This is a genomic window from Neobacillus solisequens (genome assembly GCF_051233465.1).
GTDB lineage: Bacteria > Bacillota > Bacilli > Bacillales > Cytobacillaceae > Neobacillus.
The window spans coordinates 217,376-234,250 of record NZ_JBKFGJ010000003.1; the positions used below are offsets into that span (position 1 = coordinate 217,376).

14 protein-coding genes and 1 other annotated feature are annotated in these 16,875 nt (G+C 35.8%); of the genes, 12 read left to right on the plus strand and 2 right to left on the minus strand.

Annotated features, from left to right (window positions below):
• Positions 1-5: 5 nt before the first annotated feature.
• On the plus strand, positions 6-752 hold the full coding sequence (locus tag ACI3K6_RS05270; protein WP_335482096.1) for a YjbA family protein: 747 nt from the start codon (positions 6-8) through the stop codon (positions 750-752).
• A 58-nt stretch (positions 753-810) separates the two neighbouring features.
• Here the strand turns inward: ACI3K6_RS05270 and trpS are convergent, their stop codons facing one another.
• A complete protein-coding gene (gene trpS, locus ACI3K6_RS05275; protein ID WP_335482094.1) occupies positions 811-1,803 on the minus strand; it encodes a tryptophan--tRNA ligase in 993 nt (330 codons plus the stop codon).
• 240 nt (positions 1,804-2,043) lie between these two features.
• Positions 2,044-2,278: a binding site (T-box leader), on the minus strand.
• 511 nt (positions 2,279-2,789) lie between these two features.
• Here trpS and ACI3K6_RS05280 point away from each other — a divergent pair.
• The 7 genes from ACI3K6_RS05280 to ACI3K6_RS05310 all read left to right on the plus strand — a co-directional run bounded on the left by ACI3K6_RS05280 (position 2,790) and on the right by ACI3K6_RS05310 (position 11,774).
• Entirely contained in the window at positions 2,790-4,385 is a 1,596-nt protein-coding gene (locus tag ACI3K6_RS05280; RefSeq protein ID WP_435554085.1) for a peptide ABC transporter substrate-binding protein, read from the plus strand.
• 100 nt (positions 4,386-4,485) lie between these two features.
• The gene (locus tag ACI3K6_RS05285) at positions 4,486-5,421 is read left to right on the plus strand and encodes an ABC transporter permease (protein ID WP_435554016.1); all 936 of its coding nucleotides are present in this window, start codon (positions 4,486-4,488) and stop codon (positions 5,419-5,421) included.
• A gap of 3 nt (positions 5,422-5,424) precedes the next feature.
• Positions 5,425-6,348 carry an ABC transporter permease gene (locus ACI3K6_RS05290; protein ID WP_335475598.1) on the plus strand — a complete coding sequence of 308 codons (924 nt, stop codon included), beginning with the start codon at positions 5,425-5,427 and terminating at the stop codon, positions 6,346-6,348.
• Between the two features lie 4 nt (positions 6,349-6,352).
• Positions 6,353-7,420, plus strand: a complete 1,068-nt coding sequence (locus ACI3K6_RS05295) for an ABC transporter ATP-binding protein (RefSeq protein WP_435554017.1) — start codon at positions 6,353-6,355, stop codon at positions 7,418-7,420.
• Positions 7,421-8,356, plus strand: a complete 936-nt coding sequence (locus ACI3K6_RS05300) for an ABC transporter ATP-binding protein (RefSeq protein WP_435554018.1) — start codon at positions 7,421-7,423, stop codon at positions 8,354-8,356.
• Between the two features lie 168 nt (positions 8,357-8,524).
• A complete protein-coding gene (locus ACI3K6_RS05305) occupies positions 8,525-9,385 on the plus strand; it encodes an ABC transporter permease subunit (protein ID WP_435554019.1) in 861 nt (286 codons plus the stop codon).
• The gene (locus ACI3K6_RS05310) at positions 9,378-11,774 is read left to right on the plus strand and encodes an ABC transporter permease subunit (protein WP_435554020.1); all 2,397 of its coding nucleotides are present in this window, start codon (positions 9,378-9,380) and stop codon (positions 11,772-11,774) included. Before ACI3K6_RS05305 ends, ACI3K6_RS05310 begins: the two co-directional genes overlap by 8 nt.
• 44 nt (positions 11,775-11,818) lie before the next feature.
• Here the strand turns inward: ACI3K6_RS05310 and ACI3K6_RS05315 are convergent, their stop codons facing one another.
• The gene (locus ACI3K6_RS05315) at positions 11,819-12,004 is read right to left on the minus strand and encodes a hypothetical protein (RefSeq protein ID WP_435554021.1); all 186 of its coding nucleotides are present in this window, start codon (positions 12,002-12,004) and stop codon (positions 11,819-11,821) included.
• A gap of 562 nt (positions 12,005-12,566) precedes the next feature.
• On the opposite strand from ACI3K6_RS05315, the gene spxA reads away from it, so the two are divergent.
• The 4 genes from spxA (at position 12,567) to ACI3K6_RS05335 (ending at position 16,842) form a co-directional block, all read left to right on the plus strand.
• The gene (gene spxA / locus ACI3K6_RS05320; RefSeq protein WP_335482378.1) at positions 12,567-12,962 is read left to right on the plus strand and encodes a transcriptional regulator SpxA; all 396 of its coding nucleotides are present in this window, start codon (positions 12,567-12,569) and stop codon (positions 12,960-12,962) included.
• A 332-nt stretch (positions 12,963-13,294) separates the two neighbouring features.
• Positions 13,295-13,966, plus strand: a complete 672-nt coding sequence (gene mecA, locus ACI3K6_RS05325; RefSeq protein WP_435554022.1) for an adaptor protein MecA — start codon at positions 13,295-13,297, stop codon at positions 13,964-13,966.
• Between the two features lie 74 nt (positions 13,967-14,040).
• On the plus strand, positions 14,041-15,552 hold the full coding sequence (cls, locus tag ACI3K6_RS05330) for a cardiolipin synthase (RefSeq protein WP_435554086.1): 1,512 nt from the start codon (positions 14,041-14,043) through the stop codon (positions 15,550-15,552).
• A gap of 99 nt (positions 15,553-15,651) precedes the next feature.
• Positions 15,652-16,842, plus strand: coding sequence for a competence protein CoiA (locus tag ACI3K6_RS05335; RefSeq protein ID WP_435554023.1), 1,191 nt, complete (start codon positions 15,652-15,654; stop codon positions 16,840-16,842).
• Positions 16,843-16,875: the final 33 nt, after the last annotated feature.

The window sequence follows — 16,875 nt, forward strand, 5'->3', positions numbered from 1 at the left end:
GTGCAATGTTATATCTTCATGATGTTTGGGTAAATTGGTTTGAAGGGGAAGAAAACGGTTATAATGTCTGTCATTTTCATGAATGGCGAAAGGACGATGCAGTAGAGCTGTTAGATCAGGTACCATTGTTAAAGGTGGAGCCCGTATTATTTCATTACATTGAAAATGATTTATCAGAATTACCACAACAACTTCTAGATGATATCTATCAAAAAGCATATTTAAGAAAAAATCATGAAAGAATCCAGTTAGATTACTGCTTTGTGGTTACAGATGGATCCGGAATTTTAGCTATCGATACAATTGGCTATAATATCCCAATCCGAAAAAGCCGGCTTATTCCAAGACAAGAGCAGCTTGCCTACGAAATGATCAGTAATCAGGAGGCAAAGGAATATCAATTTTATCCACAGACAAAGCAAAAAGATTTTCATATTCTTTCACCAGAACCTATATTAATGAGAGGACTTACCAGAAAAGAACGCCAAATCAAGCAATTATTGTTTATGGCCCTTGATCAGCTGTTTTCATCTAATAATGAAGCGGAAGTTCGTTACTGGTTTACTGAATGGTGCCCAGAGCGGTATTCAATAATCCAGGAAATGAATTTTGCTGATGCGTGGGAACAACTTTTTGAGGAAATTAAATTTGGCTGGTCAAAGAAGCATGAAAACTTTTGTGAAAATTTAATAAAAGGACAGCCGTTTTTTGAAAAGCTTTGGGAAATGGAGCATGGTCCTAAAGTAAACTAAAAGCCTGACCCAAAGGGTATGATCTCATACCTTTTGTGGCTCAGGCTTTTTTTATTTCTTATTTTCTTTTTCTGCCAAGTCCCATGGCTTTTTCCATTTTTTTTAGGGTTTTATTTGCAACCTGATTGGCTCGTTCTGCCCCTTGGTCTAAAATATCGTCCAATTCACTTGACTCAATTAATTGATAATATCTTTCCTGAATCGGCTTAAAGAAATTTACTACCACATCAGCTAGATCACCTTTAAATTGACCATAACCTTTTCCTTGATACATTTCTTCTAACTCAGAAATGGATTTTTCACCAAGAATAGAATAGATAGCTAATAAATTAGAAATGCCTGGTTTTGCCTCCCTATCATATTTAACGATTCCATCAGAATCGGTAACAGCACTTTTAATCTTTTTCTCAATTTGCTTTGGATCATCCAAAGGAGTAATAAATGCTTTTGGATTAGGATCAGATTTACTCATTTTTTTAGTTGGTTCCTGCAGTGACATAATTCGGGCCCCAACTTCAGGTAACCGAATCTCAGGAATCGTTAAAATATCATTGTATTTCTTATTAAAACGTTCCGCTAAATCACGAGTTAATTCCATATGCTGCTTTTGATCTTCTCCAACTGGTACGAGGTCAGTGTTATACAATAAAATATCGGCTGCCATTAAAGGGGGATAGGTAAGTAAACTAGCAGAAACCGCTTCTTTTCCGGCAGATTTGTCTTTAAATTGTGTCATACGCTCTAATTCGCCAATATAAGAAATGCATTGCATGATCCATCCGGCCTGAGCATGTGCTGGAACTTCGGATTGAATAAATAATGTAGCTTTTTCAGGATCTAACCCAACTGCCAAGTACAAGGCAGCTAAACTTCGGATATTTTTGCGCAGGGTCAACGGATCCTGAGGAACCGTGATGGCATGCTGGTCAACTATACAAAAGAAGCAATTATATTCATTTTGCAATTCCACAAATTGCTTCAAAGCTCCTATATAGTTCCCAAGTGTAATAGTCCCACTTGGCTGAATCCCTGAAAAAATCGTCTTTTTCATGATTTTCCTCCTAAATATATCGGCTCTGTTAAAAGGAGGTTGATTTGCGCTATAGGCACGTGCGGTTCGTGGGCGGTCAGGTGAGCCTCCTCGCCGCTTTGGCGCCTTCGGGGGTCCCTCTTGTTCCGTACTCCCACAGGAGTCTTCGTGCCTTCCGCTCCAATCAACGATGATGAAAATCAATAATACTCCTTAACAATTGCCCTAAAAATAAATAAAAAAAAGCCATTCATCCCCAAAAATAGGGACGAATGGCTCGCGGTACCACCCTAATTACTCTAAAAAGAGTCACTTCATTTTCAAGATGATAATCATTCATCTTGAATTCCTTTTAACGCAAGGAAAACGTCAATTCCTACTTATAGTTCAGAAAGCACTCAAAAGTCCATTCCGTATTTGATCGTATTTGTTCTCACCAGCCACAAATTCTCTTAGACGATTTAAAATACGTACTACTCTTTATCATCGCTTTAAATAACTATTTAATTATAGATATTATAAAGAATAGAAAATATAATTTCAAGTTGATGGAAAGCAATAGAAAAAATTTTTTATTAAAAAAGTAATCCCCCTAATTAATATAATATAAAATAAATAAAAAATTATATCGAAATAGCATAAATTTGCATGATTATAAAAAAAATATCATTATTACAACATAGTCAAATCTATGTAACCGCTGCCATTTTTAGCTGATTTATAAAGAGGTAATGGATACTTTAAAGCGTAAAAACATTGATTTGTTAGGAAATTTAACATACTTTTTTAGAAAAAACCGTACAAAAATTTATTATAACATGAGTAAATGTAACTCAATCGCAAAAATTGTATCTAAACTGTAAATTAAATTCTAAAAAGTATGTACATTATCCCGAAAATATGTATAATAGAGAATGTAGTAATTTTTCAGAATAATAGAAAAGGGAGGTCTACTAGTGAAAAAATCAAAACTTTCACTGCTTTTAGTATTATCACTAGTACTAAGCATGTTTCTTGCAGCTTGTAGCGGCGGCAAAGATACATCTGAGGACAAAGACAAAAATGGTACATCCGGTAAAAAGGATGTTGCACAAGTTTTCCGGGCTAATATTAGAACAGAACCGTTCTCGTTACATCCGGGCTTAGCAAATGACTCTACTTCAGGTAGTATTTTGCGTCAAACTTTTGATGGTTTAACTCGTATTGGTAAAAGCGGCAAGCCAGAACCTGCGATTGCAAAAGAAATCAAAACTTCTGATGACTTGACTACTTATACGTTTAAACTACGTGATGCTAAATGGACAAATGGTGATCCTGTAACTGCTGAAGACTTCGCTTATGCTTGGAAATGGGCACTTGATCCTAAAAACGAATCACAATATGCTTATCAACTTTATTATATTAAAGGTGCACAAGCAATTAACGAAGGAAAAGCTGCTGCTGACACACTTGGTGTAAAAGTGGTAGACGATAAAACTTTAGAAGTAACACTAGAGAACCCAACTCCATATTTCTTAGAATTAACTGCTTTCTATACTTACTATCCAGTAAACAGCAAAATTGCTAAGGAAGATCCGAACTGGCATACCAACGCTGGTGACAAGTATACTTCTAACGGCCCATTCAAGATGACTGAATGGTCACACAGCAATAAAATTGTTCTTGAAAAGAACGATAACTACTGGGATGCTAAAAATGTAAAACTTAAAAAAGTTGAATTCAACATGGTTAACGATTCAAACACTGAGCTTTCTATGTTCAAAAACGGAGAACTTGATTGGGCTGGTGCACCACTTGGCGAACTTCCAACTGACGTTCTTCCACAGTTAAAGAGCGATGGCTCTCTTAAAGTTCAAGCAATCGCTGGTACTTACTGGTATAAATTCAATACTGAAAAACCACCTTTGAACAATGTAAATATCCGTAAAGCACTTGCTTACGCTATTAACCGTAAAGCAATCGTTGAAAACATTACTCAAGGCGGACAAATTCCAGCAATGGCAGCTGTTCCTCCATCCATGTTTAAAGAGAACGAAAAAGGTTACTTTAAGGATAATGATGTTAAAAAGGCAAAACAATACTTAGAAGCTGGATTAAAAGATCTTGGTTTAAAATCAGCATCTGATCTTCCAGAAATCACTCTTTCCTACAATACTCTTGAAGCTCACCAAAAAATTGCTCAAGCAATTCAAGATATGTGGAAAAAAGAGCTTGGTATTAACGTAAAACTTGATAACCAAGAGTGGAAAGTTTACATTGATAAACTTCACAGTGGAGATTACCAAGTTGGCCGTATGGGTTGGTTGGGTGACTTTAACGATCCTATCAACTTCCTTGAATTGTTCCGTGACAAAAAAGGCGGAAACAATGATACGAACTGGGAAAATCCTAAATTCAAACAGTTGTTAATTGACTCTCAAAAAGAAGCGGATGCGAAGAAACGTGCGCAAATGCTTAAAGATGCAGAAAAAATCTTTATCAATGATATGCCAGTTGCTCCAATCTACTTCTACTCTGATGTTTGGGTTCAATCCAAGAATTTAAAAGGTGTAGTAATTTCTGGACTTGGCGATATTCAATTAAAGTGGGCTTATTTTCAATAATAATCCACAATTAAACTAATGAGAACAAGGTATATGGAGTGAAATCCATATACCTTCGTTTTCGCTTATGGCATTTTGTTAAATATTGGAGGTGTGTCTATTGGTTAAGTACATTAGCAAACGTTTGCTGTACATTTTACTCTCGTTATATTTAATTATTACAGCAACGTTTTTCTTAATGAGAATTGCACCGGGTAATCCATTTACCGGAGAAAAGCAGTTACCTCCTGAAATCCAAGCGAGTCTCAATGCTCACTATGGTCTTGATCAACCTTGGTATGTTCAGTACGGTGATTACTTAGTTAAAATAGTTCAGTGGGATTTTGGTCCATCATTCAAATATAAAGCACGCACAGTTAATGAACTGATTAATGATGGATTCCCTGTGTCTTTAGCTTTAGGGGTTGAAGCAATCATTCTTGCGGTTGCAGTGGGTATTTTATTGGGTGTGATCGCGGCATTGAAGCATAATAAGTGGCAGGACTACACGGCGATGATTATTGCTGTATTGGGAATTTCGGTTCCTTCATTTATTATGGCAACCATTTTACAATATTTCCTTGCGATTAAATTAGGCTTATTTCCAGTTGCACGTTGGGAGTCTTTTAGTTACACCGTCTTGCCTGCTTTGGCACTTGGGTCTACACCAATGGCTTTTATCGCTAGATTAACTCGTTCAAGTATGCTTGAAGTATTAAGCAATGACTATATCAAAACCGCGAAAGCAAAAGGATTAAGCAGAGGTGCAATGATTATAAAGCATACGTTACGTAATGCTTTAATGCCGGTTGTTTCCTATATGGGTCCTTTATCTGCCGGGATCATTACAGGTAGTTTCGTAATTGAAAAGATATTTGGTATTCCCGGTTTAGGTTCACATTTCGTTTTAAGTATTGCAAACCGTGACTATACGGTAATTATGGGAGTTACAGTCTTTTACAGTATAATCCTACTATTTTCGATTCTCCTTGTCGACATTGCGTACGGACTTATCGATCCACGCATTAAATTGGCTGGCGGGAAGAAAGGAGAATAAATAATGCAGCAAATATCAAAAGAAAAATTTCAAGTTGTTGGTGCGAAAGCATCCGATGCTGAGAAAATTTCAAAACCGAGTCTTTCGTTTTGGAAAGATGTTGTTATTCGATTTCGAAAGAACAAGCTTGCCATGTTTGGAGTTGTATTATTAATTATCCTTATTTTCATGGCAATCTTTGGCCCATATATGACTAAGTATGATTATGCAACCAATAATTTGATGAACACAAACAAGCCACCAGGTGGAGATCACTGGTTTGGAACGGATGATCTTGGCCGTGATATGTTTGCTCGTACATGGCAAGGTGCACGTATATCCTTATTTATAGGTATAGCTGCAGCCATTGTCGATTTCACAATTGGTGTATTCTGGGGCGGTTTGGCAGGTTATAAAGGTGGCCGTGTAGATGAATTTATGATGAGGGTTGCTGATATTTTATACGGGGTACCATACTTACTTCTTGTTATCTTATTGATGGTTGTATTGGGACAAGATTTGGGAACAATGATTTTAGCTATGACCATTACAGGGTGGATCAATATGTCGCGGATTGTCCGTGGACAAGTTCTTTCTCTAAAGAATCAGGAATATGTTTTAGCTGCTAAGACACTAGGAGCGGGCCTTAAAAGAATCATGCTTCGCCATTTGATTCCAAATACAATGGGATCCATTTTGGTGACAATGACACTTACCATTCCTTCTGCTATTTTTACAGAATCATTTTTAAGCTTCCTTGGTCTTGGTCTAACGCCTCCGTTGGCAAGTTGGGGAACGATGGCATCTGACGGTTTGCCAGCACTTCAATATTTTCCATGGCGCTTATTCTTCCCAGCTGCACTGATTGCGTTAACCATTTTTGCATTTAACGTTGTCGGTGATGGATTGCGGGATGCATTAGACCCAAGATTGCGAAATAAGGGGTGAGAATATGGAAAAAATACTAGAAGTAAAAGACGTATCGGTCTCATTCCAGGTTTATGGAGGAGAAGTTAAAGCCGTCCGCAATGTAAGTTTTGATCTTATAAAAGGGGAAACTCTTGCGATCGTTGGTGAGTCAGGATCAGGGAAATCCGTTTTGACTCAAACTATTATGAAATTAATTCCGATGCCTCCAGGTAAAATAACGTCTGGTCAAATTTTATTTGATGGTCATGATATAGTTACGAAAACCGATAAGGAAATGGAAAAGATTCGCGGAAAAGATATTAGTATGATTTTCCAAGACCCGATGACATCATTAAATCCAACGATGAGAGTCGGGATTCAAATTATGGAAGTTTTAATTAAGCACCAAAATATGCCTAAGCAGCAAGCGAAAGACCGGGCTGTTGAATTGCTTAAACTTGTTGGTATTCCAATGCCAGAAAAACGTGTTAATCAATATCCACATGAATTTTCCGGTGGTATGAGACAACGTGCGATGATTGCGATTGCCTTGGCTGCTAATCCGCGATTATTGATTGCTGACGAACCAACAACAGCACTTGATGTTACGATTCAGGCGCAAATTCTTGAGCTTATGAAGGATTTGCAACAGAAAATGGATACATCCATTATTTTTATTACCCATGATTTAGGGGTTGTGGCAAATGTTGCTGACCGTGTAGCAGTTATGTATGCCGGTCAGATTGTTGAGGTGGGAACGGTAGATGAAATTTTCTATGACCCGCGTCATCCATATACATGGGGACTTCTTGCTTCCATGCCGAGCTTGGATAATGATGATAAAGCAGAATTAGCTGCGATACCAGGGACACCACCTGACTTAACAAACCCACCAAAAGGGGATGCGTTTGCTGCAAGAAATCAATATGCTCTTGCGATTGATTTTGAAGAGGAACCGCCAATGTTCCAAATCTCAGAAACTCATTTTGTTAAATCTTGGCTTTTACATCCAGACGCACCGAAAATTAATCCGCCTGAAGCGGTACAAAGACGGTTGCGAAAACTGCCCTCAACCTTTGAAAAACCTGTATTTGTAAAGGGGGCAAAATAGATGGCTGAGAAACTACTTGAAATAAAACATTTAAAGCAGTATTTTAATGAAGGTCGTCCAAACCAAGTAAAGGCAGTTGACGATGTATCATTCGATATTTACAAAGGCGAAACCCTTGGACTTGTTGGTGAATCTGGTTGTGGAAAATCCACAACTGGAAGAACGATTATTCGTTTATATGATGCCACTGATGGAGAAGTCCTGTTTAATGGTGAAAATGTTCACGGAAAGAAATCTGCTAAAGAATTAAAGAAATTTAATCGAAAAATGCAGATGATTTTCCAAGATCCATACGCTTCCTTGAATCCTCGGATGACAGTTGCGGATATTATTGCCGAGGGAATTGATATTCATGGTTTAGCCAAGAGTAAAAAGGAACGGATGGAGCATGTATATGACTTATTGGAAACGGTAGGTCTTAACAAAGAGCATGCTAATCGGTACCCACACGAATTTTCGGGTGGTCAAAGGCAAAGAATCGGAATCGCTAGGGCATTGGCAGTTGAGCCAGAATTTATCATTGCTGACGAACCTATTTCCGCCTTGGACGTATCAATTCAAGCGCAAGTAGTAAATTTAATGAAAAAGCTTCAAAGAGAAAAAGGGCTAACTTACTTGTTTATTGCCCACGATTTATCAATGGTGAAATATATTAGTGACCGTATTGGTGTTATGTATTTCGGTAAATTAGTTGAATTAGCTTCATCCGAGGATTTGTATAAGAATCCAATGCATCCTTACACACAATCCTTATTGTCAGCTATTCCGCTTCCAGATCCAGATACTGAAAGACAACGTCATCGAATCATGTACGATCCAAGTATTCATCATTATCAGGAGAACGAACAATTAGCAATGCGAGAAATTGCCCCTGGTCACCTAATATATTGCTCAGAAAAAGAGTTCGAACAATATAAAGCTAAATATAAAAAATAATACACCTTTAGTGTTTTGGCTTGCAGAGTAGACAGTATTCTGCAAGCTTTTTGTTGTTCTGAATTAAAAGTGTTTTCAAAAAATATTGAATATTATTGACATTATACTACAAAAAAAGGAAAATGTAAAAGTAACTAATTTTATATAGAGGAAAGAAGGGAGTTGGACATGAGGGTTCTTCAACAAGTTGTATTTATTATTCTATTAGTATTATTTCTTGCTGCTATTCCTTGGGTGATTCACATTAATCCTATTGATAAAAGTATTGATTGGGATTTTACAAGGTTGGGGCAAATTTATAAGGAATTTTTTCAAACACTTGCTGGCGGGGGTTTGGGTACATATACGATTGGCAGTCAAACTAGGGAAATTTCCGGTGACATACCTTACAACTTTACAACTAGCTTGATCATTTTACTGGGTGGTGTGATCATAGCCGTAATTTTTAGTTTACTATTTGGAGTCTTCTTAAGTCGATTCAAACTTTCTCGCTTGATCAATATACTGCTTAACATACTTTCGTCCATTCCTGATTTTATTCTAATCATTTTTGGATTGATTATTGCTGTTGAATTTTACCAAATAACTGGGGTTAGAGTACTTTCCTTGAAGGTAGATGGGGGAGCTTTAAATTTGTGGTTTCCAATTTGTTTGTCAAGTTTAGCTCCTACCTTATATTTGTTTAAATTAGTAGCCGTTAAATACTATCAAATAAGTGGTGAAGATTATATTCGTACAGCTGTCTCAAAAGGAATGGACTTAAATTATATTAATCTCCACCATGTATACAAAAACATTGAACCGTTTATCATTGCTGAGTTAACAAAAATTATTTCACTAGCGGTAGGCAATATGTTTATTATTGAATACTTATTAAATGTCAGAGGGATTACGAAATTTATCTTTCAAAGCAGTCAATTTCAGCCCATAGCGATAGGTTTATTTTCAATGCTATTGATTTCATTAATTGTTTTCCTTTCTGTTAGAATCGTACTCTTCATGTTTAAAAGAGGAATAGTCCATGATTAAGAAAAAGTTATTTTCAGTGAATTATTCCTTATATATTGGCTTTATTTTTTGTATGGTTCTTATATTTTTAGCAATCTTTGGACCATCAATTGCTCCGCACACTTTAACAGAAACATTAAAAACAAGTTATGATAACGGTAAAATATATGCACCACCACTTGATCCGTTTGAGTCCAAGGACTATCCACTTGGAACGGATAAATGGGGTTATGATCTTTATTCAATGGTATTATACGGGATCCGATATACGCTCTTTATTTCTATAGCGGTGACCATAATTAAAATGACAGTCGGTTCTTTTATTGGATTATATGCAGGAATGTTGAGAAAAACTCCACAATGGATTGAAGCATTTGAAACAGCATGGAGTTATATTCCACTATTTCTGATACTATTTTTCTTCCTTAATCCGATTACTTTCAATCAGTTAGTAGATAGCGATAAGTTAATCTATTACTTTATCATTCTCGCAGCAGCAGTCAGTACTCCGAGTATCATTTCTTCGGTAAGAAAGAAGTCAAAAGAAATCTCAAAGTCCGCTTTTATTGAAGCAGCACAAACTTTGGGCGCATCTAGACATCGAATGGTCTGGAAGCATATTTTTCCACAGTTAAAAGAATCATTGCTGGTCATGTTTGTTCTTGAGGTCATCCATGTTATCACGTTAATGGGGCAACTCGCGCTAATGCATATTTTTATTGGCGGCACCATCGTGAGAAAGGATCCCTTGGAAGGACCGATTTACTTGTCGATTACGAAAGAAATCGCCGGACTGGTAGGTTCTGCAAGGGGAAATATCTATAGTACATCCCATATTCTTTATATTCCATTATTGTTTTTGGTTTTTACCATTATTGCCCTCAGTTTACTGGCAAATGGGTTGAAAAATCGCTTTCAATCAAACTATTCGAGAACACCATGGATCAAAACTGGCTTTGAGCCTAATGTAATGCCTAAACGGAAGACATATGTTAAAAAAATAAAAGGATGGTTAGTTAAAGGAGAAATGATAGGCTTAATATTCCTATTTGTTTTATTTGTCGGTGCTGGCTGGTATGTAACGATTCACAAGGATGATGATATTGGTGTAAAAAATTTCAGTGCTGCTAAATACGATTTAAAACTTAAAATGAACAAAAATGGGTTGTTCCATTCAACTGCAAATATAAACGTTACCAATAAATCTAAAAATGAATGGAAAGATATTGTCTTTTACTTCATCCCAAACGTTTTTTCAGAATCGGGTGCCTCCAAGCTGATTATAAAAGAAATTAAAGTGAATAATCAAAAGGCGGTCTATAGCTTAAAACGTGATTCCTTAAAGATTAAGCTCGATAAAAATATGGGTAAAGATGATCATGCTGAGATTAACGTGACTTATAGCTTCACTGTTCCAGAAGAGGGAAGCCGATTTTCCAAAGTTCAGCAGAATTACTATTTAGCTCAATGGTATCCAATGCTTGCCACCTACCAAAATGGAAAATGGAATAAAGAGGATTATCAAAAAGGACTTGAAACGTACCATACTGATTTTTCTGATTACTCTGTTCAGTATGATATTCCCAAAGGATATTCGATAATTTCAACAGCTGACCGGGATGCAGGTTCTAAAGAAAACAGTGGAGAGGTAAAAATTGAAAAAGTCAGAGAGTTTTTTATTGCTATTGTGAAAGGGATGCAAACTTATACAACCGATGTAAATGGAGTTGAAGTCCGGTTGTATACCAAGAAGGATCAAGATAAAAAACCACAGGAAGTATTGGGATTGGCCAAAAGGGCCTTAAGTTTTTATCAGGACAAAATTGGAGAATATCCATTATCCCAACTTGATATTGTCCTTGATAAAGGGGAGAATATGGAATACCCGGGAATTGTTACTGTAAATCCATATATTGAAGATGAACATTTCTTTAACATGGATGTTGTTCATGAAGTCGCCCACCAATATTTTTCGGGAGTGGTTTCTAACGACCCCTATCATGAAGCTTGGATTGATGAAGGGATGAGCGAATTTGCTACAAATGTTTTCTATTATTTAGGAGAACATGAGGGGGCGTATCAGTCACAGAGCCTTTCTATCAATAGAATGAAAAAAATTGAAGAACTTGGGTTAGGCAGGCAGGTTTCCAATGTCCCCCTATCTGAAAACAAAAATTCAGGGTATATTTATGGGCAGCCTGCATTAAAATTATTCTCGCTTGTGCAGGATAAATATCGGATAAGGGATAAAGATTTTAAAACCGTCCTCAGTGAATACCTTGCTGACTACTACAAACGGTTTAAATATAAAGAAGTAGATACTGCCGAATTTATACGGTTTACCAAGGATTACTTTCAAGTGCCACAGGAATACTTTAACGACTGGTTAGAAGTTCCTAATCGGTTGTAATAAAATTAAAAGGTGTTCCTTCATTGAAGGAACACCGCTTTTATTTAGTGCTTTTTCCCGCCGACCATTTTCCAGCCAGTTTGATATTTTGCACTTTGATCTACAAATTCACTTCGGCGCTTTCCGCCAAATACTTTTTCTCCGATGGTATTTGTAATAACGCCCATCATAGCTGTTATTCCAATAATTAAAACAGCTACAACAGTTAAATCCACTATGTAAGCTCCCATCTATATCCCTCCATAAATAAGCTAAACATTTCATTGCCTAAAAAGAATAATCCCCTACTCCTTATTTTAAAAGAACTTTTACCATATTGAAAGGGAATTAATCTTATTTGTTAAAAGTTTTTATAGATGAATGCGTTTTCAGTGGAATAATCCTAATTGAGAATATAATGAGAATAAATGGAGGAATTAATGAAAGAATAACATTAAATAGTAAAAAAAATCAGTATATTTTTTTATTGACCCTCATAAGATTCATTCTAAAAAGCGAACATTATATTGACCATTAAAGTATAGTTGTAAAAATCAAGATAAAAAAATAAAAAAGTATGAAACTTTTTAGTTAATTATTCGTCTAATATATTGTGAAATGATTTATTTTATACCGATTAACTCTATTAATAATTTTTAAAAAGGGATACCTTTTTTTAAATCTGTGGTGTATAATAAATAATATAAATTTTTTATTTATAATTATTTTAATTAATGATTATTTAAATATTATTACGTATCCTGATTTTACGGTTAATACATTATTGTAAATATTAGAGGAGTGTGAAGACGGATGGTAACACTATACACTTCACCAAGTTGCACATCATGTCGGAAGGCAAAATCATGGTTAGAAGAACATGAGATTCCATACAAAGAAAGAAATATTTTTTCTGAACCATTATCGTTAGAAGAAATTAAGGAAATTCTTCGTATGACTGAAGATGGAACAGATGAAATTATTTCAACCAGATCAAAAACATTTCAAAAATTAGATGTAAATTTAGATTCAATGCCCTTACAGGATTTATTTAAATTAATCAAAGAAAATCCTGGATTATTGCGTCGTCCGATTATTATTGATGAGAAACGTTTACAAGTTGGATATAATGAAGATGAGATTCGCCGCTTTCTACCAAGAAAGGTGCGTACTTACCAATTGCGTGAAGCACAACGTATGGTAAACTAAGTGTAAGACCTTCACATTTGAAGGTCTTTTTCTTGCATAAATATTTGTAGTTTTTTTGTTTATTTGTTATAATAAAAGGAATATCTTGATGAATATGAACTCCCAAATGATCCTCTGGTTTATGTAACTAGGCTATATGATGGTTTTAGTGATTTTAGATATTTTTATTTCCCTAATCACAGCTTTTGTCATAAAATGAAAGTACAAGAGTACTTAGTTTTTTGTCTAAAGTTCAGTTTGTATAAACCTTTTTATATGAGTCAATGCTATAGGTTATCTGCTTGGGGGTATTTAGTCCCTTCAATTATCGACGACGGAAGGGAGAGGTTGATATGGAAATTGAACGAATTAATGAAAATACCGTAAAATTTTATATTTCTTATGGTGATATAGAAGAAAGAGGATTTGACCGGGAGGAAATTTGGTACAATCGTGAACGTAGTGAAGAACTCTTCTGGGAAATGATGGATGAAGTCCATGATGAGGAAGAATTTGCTGTTGAAGGTCCATTGTGGATTCAGGTTCAGGCACTTGATAAAGGGTTGGAAGTACTGGTTACAAAGGCACAGCTTTCAAAAGATGGTCAAAAATTTGAACTTCCGATTCCTGGTGAAAAAAGTAAAGATTTACCGGTCGATGAAAAAATAGAAGAACTTTTGGATCAGCATTTCAATACAAATTACTCAGATGATGATGAAATATTGATTGAGGATGATTCATTAGAGTTTATGCTTGTCTTTAGGGAATTTGAAGATGTTATCATGCTTTCGAAACGCCCTGGTTTAGACGAGTTAATGACCAAACTTTATTATTTCGAAGGGAAATATTACTTATATACAGAATTCCCAGAAGATTTATTCGAAGAAGATGAAATCGATGACATTTTAAGTGTTTTGCTTGAATTTGGATATGAAACTCAAGTTACGATTCATCGCGTTCAAGAATATGGGAAAGAAATCATTTCTGAACAGGTATTCGAGGAAATTCGAAAACATTTTAGCTAAAAAACTGCCGATTTCAATTTTGAAATCGGTATTTTACATGAATGAAAAAATAAAGGATCTGGAAGGTGAGAGCACTGAAAAATACATTTAGGGTAATCCTATTTCTATCTGTGCTGTCCAGTTTGTTATTTTTATTTAAGGATAGGCTGGAAAGTGGAGTACTTGGATTTCTTAGTGTTTTAATTACGCTTTCAGTCATATTTATTGGCTTTGTAATCTTTTTGGAAAATCGCCATCCTACCCAAACGATAACATGGCTGGTAGTTTTAGGAAGCTTCCCGCTCGTGGGGTTTATTTTCTACTTGTTATTTGGTCGCAATTATCGAAAAGAAAAAATGTTTCGTAAAAAATATTTCCTTGATAAACAGGCATTTTTAACGGTAGAAGGTGAGGATGACCCACGAAATGAAGAAAAACGAAAATTAATGGGTGAACATCAAGGAACATTATTTACCCTTGCCCAAAAACTAGGGAACAGTCCCATTTCTTTTGATACTGCCACAAAGGTGCTAACAAATGGAGAGGAAACTTTTCGTCATATCATTGCGGAATTAAAAAGAGCAAGGCATCATATACACTTAGAATATTACATAGTCAGACATGACCAAATCGGACAGGAGATAAAAAATATTCTCATCGAAAAAGCGCGAGAAGGGGTTAAGATTCGCTTCATGTTTGACGCCGTGGGCTCCTGGAAGCTCTCTTCGGCGTATATTCATGATTTAAAAAATGCTGGAATCGAAGCATTGCCTTTCGGTCCTGTTAAATTACCATTTTTAAATAATAAATTTAATTTTCGAAATCACCGTAAAATCATTGTCATTGACGGAACAGTAGGATTTGTTGGCGGATTAAATATTGGTGATGAATATTTAGGAAGAGACAAAGACATTGGATTTTGGCGAGATACCCATTTAATGCTTAGAGGAGAAGCGGTAAGAACGCTTCAATTGATCTTTTTACAAGACTGGTATTATATGACCAATCATAGTTTTTTGACAGCTGAGTATTTATCGCCGCAGGTTGATGATCGTAGTCACGGTGGTGTTCAGTTAATTGCGGGTGGCCCTGATAATGAATGGAGTGTTATTAAGAATATCTTCTTTTCGATGATTAGCACGGCAAAAAAGTCGGTTTGGATTGCTTCTCCTTATTTTATCCCAGATGAAGACATTTTTTCTGCAATAAAAATTGCTGCATTAAGTGGTATTGACGTAAGACTGCTTGTCCCGAATCGTCCAGATAAAAGGATTGTCTTCCACGCCTCTAGATCGTACTTCCCGGAGCTTCTGGAGGCGGGAGTGAAGGTTTATGAATACGAACGCGGATTCATGCATAGTAAGATTGTCATCGTTGATGGGGAATTGGCCTCAATTGGCACATCAAATATGGATATGCGGAGCTTTCATTTAAACTTTGAGGTAAATGCTTTCTTGTTTAAAACAAAAAGCACTCAAAAACTTGTGGCTGAGTTTATTAATGATTTGGATTACTCAAAACTGTTAGAGTATAAAACATTTCAGGAACGCCATCTAGGCTTTAAATTATTGGAATCAACAGCACGATTACTATCCCCTCTCTTATAAAAAACGAAACTCGTCAATTTGGCGAGTTTTATTTTTTTAAGGAAAGGACTTTTGAAAAAAATTGTCGAATAGGTAAGGATAGAAAGGAGGAAGATTCTTTTGTTAACAGCTAAAACAAAAACTGGTGAACCTATTACTCTAGGCGGGGATCACCAAAAAGAGGAACTATTGGAGCTTCGCAGGTTGGAACAATTCTATTGTCCAATATGTGGAGAGCCAGTTGTACTTAAATTAGGAGATCAGCGTATTTTTCATTTTGCTCATCAGAATAAACACTGCTGCAGTGAATGTCATGAAGGGGAAACCATATACCATATGAAAGGTAAACTTCAACTTTTTCAATGGATCAAAAGCCAAGGTATACCATGTGTATTAGAATACTATGACAAGGATCTAAAGCAACGGCCTGATGTCATGTTTACGTACAATGGGCATAGATACGCATTAGAATTTCAGTGCTCCATGATATCGGAAGAACTTTTTATAAAGCGAACAACATACTATCTTCAAAATGGATATTCACCGCTTTGGATTGTATCTTTGCCGAATATAAAAAAGAAGAAAAAAAACCAACTTTCACTTACCAATTTTGCCTATTTATTTTTACAACTAACCTCCAATTACATTTACCAAATTCCCGTTTATTGTCCAGAGACAAAAGTCTTTCATTTGCTTCAATCCCTCAAACCCTATTCGATTAAAAATACCTTCACCCAGCAAGTGCAATTCCCGCTGAATACAATCAAAATTGAAAATTTATTATCACCCAAACAAAGCCGTAGCCAAGTAAGTATGACAGGATGGGTGAATGAACTTGAGCAGTATAACCGGAATTGGGCACTGCGCTCTGATACTATTAGAAATCCGTTTTTATGCGAACTCTACAGGCACAATCTTAATCTTTTTCTGTTGCCTCCTGAATTAGGTCTTCCTGTTCCTCACTCTTTTTTCATCCAAACACCACCAGTTATTTGGCAATCCTATCTATTTCTCGATTTCATAAAGAATAAGGAACCAGGAGCTTTAATTTCTATAAAGGAGATATACGGGCATGTTTTTAAAAGGATTAACCGAAAAGAAATCCTATTGCGAAATTTACCGCAAATTCCTGATGTGAATCCGATGAAGCCTGTAATGGAATATATTCAATTATTATGTAGATTAAATTTAATAACCCAAAAAGGTGATGCTTCGTTTGTGATAATAAATAAAATAGTAGTCCCGAAAACAAACCGGGAAAGGGAGGAAGTAAAACAGTTATTTTTGCTAAAGAACAATTGGTTATTATGAAATTTCAGCAATGGGCATAATAAAGTAGTAAAC